1 protein-coding gene is annotated in these 1643 nt (G+C 46.6%); it reads left to right on the forward strand.

The genetic code is table 11. The annotated features are described in order from the left end of the window. A partial coding sequence (locus RMO27_RS14595; protein ID WP_309733748.1) for an ABC transporter ATP-binding protein occupies positions 1-1599 on the forward strand: 1599 nt, incomplete at its 5' end. Positions 1600-1643: the final 44 nt, after the last annotated feature.

Consider the following 1643-nt stretch of genomic DNA (forward strand, 5'->3'; position numbering starts at 1 on the left):
GATCGCCAACATGCGCTGATGTATGTGGGTTTGGAAGCAATCGCGATCGTCTTATTATCTGCCACTCAGAAGGGCTTAGTCATTAGCCAATCACTACTACGAGTATTGTTAGCACAACGCGTCAACGAATCGATTCTCGAAAAAGCCCTGACATTGGATCTGACACATTTTGAGGATTCCGAATTTTACGACAAGATGAGTCAGGCACGATCTCAAGCCTCCAGCCGTCCGTTATCCCTGATTACGCGCACCTTTGGGCTGTGTCAGTCCGCACTAACCCTAATTACCTTTAGCGGCTTGCTGTGGCGATTTTCGGGGTGGGCGGTGGTGGTGCTGATTGTGGCGGCAATTCCGGCATTTGTTGCGGAGACGAGATTTTCCGAACATGCCTTTCGGTTATTTCGCTGGCGATCGCCCGAAACCCGCCAGCAACACTATTTAGAGACCTTATTAGCGCGAGAAGATTACGCCAAGGAGGTACAGCTCTATCAGCTTGGTGACATGCTCTTACAGCGGTATCGCAATATCTTCAACATGCTGTATGAGGAAGACCGCAATCTGACGATTAAGAAGGGCGTTTGGGGCTATTTACTGGGCTTGCTAAGTACTGTTGCTTTTTATGGAGCATATGCCTGGATTATCATCGAAGCGATCGCGGGCGTCATTACCTTAGGTGAAATGACGATGTATTTGGTGGTGTTCAGACAGGGGCAATCGACCTTTGCATCGGCACTAACATCGATCGGGGGGATGTATGAAGACAATCTATATCTAGCCAATCTTTACGAGTTCCTAGACCAACCGATGCCTCAATCTCAAGGGCGAATTACTCACGGAATCGTGCAGGAGGGGATTCGATTTGAAAATGTTTCGTTCAGCTATCCTGGTAGCGATCGACCAGTCTTAAATAATATCTCATTGCATCTACCGCTCGGTGAAAAACTCGCGATCGTTGGTGAAAATGGTTCTGGAAAAACTACCCTAATTAAACTTTTAACCAACCTTTATACACCTACAAGTGGCAGAATTTTACTCGACGGAGTGGATCTCCGAGATTGGAATATCGACGTTTTACGGCGGCGGATTGGCGTAATTTTTCAGAACTTCGTTCAATACCAATTTACAGTCGGCGAAAATGTCGGCGTCGGTGATGTCGAACATTTGGACGATCGCAAAGAATGGCAACTTGCCGCCAATAAAGGGATGGCAACACCCTTTATCGATGTACTACCGGAAAAATTCGATACTCAGTTGGGTAAATGGTTTAAAGGCGGTCAAGAATTATCCGGCGGACAATGGCAAAAGATCGCTCTCGCCCGCGCTTTTATGCGATCGGATGCGGATATTCTCATCTTAGATGAACCGACGGCGGCGATGGATGCCGAAGCGGAAATGAATATCTTCAATCATTTTCGATCGCTCACTCAGGATCGGATGGTAGTCTTGATTTCGCATCGCTTTTCGACTGTCAGAATGGCTGACAAGATCGTTGTCATGGCAAACGGTGCAATTATCGAGCAAGGTTCCCACGAACAATTACTTAAAGCTGGGGGCAGATATGCACATCTGTTCTCGCTTCAAGCCGCAGGCTATCAATAAGTTGATAATTGATAATTGATAATTGATAATTGATAAATGTCCCC

Origin of the sequence: Chamaesiphon sp. OTE_75_metabat_556 (assembly GCF_031378165.1) — a bacterium.
Classification (GTDB): Bacteria; Cyanobacteriota; Cyanobacteriia; order Cyanobacteriales; family Chamaesiphonaceae; genus Chamaesiphon.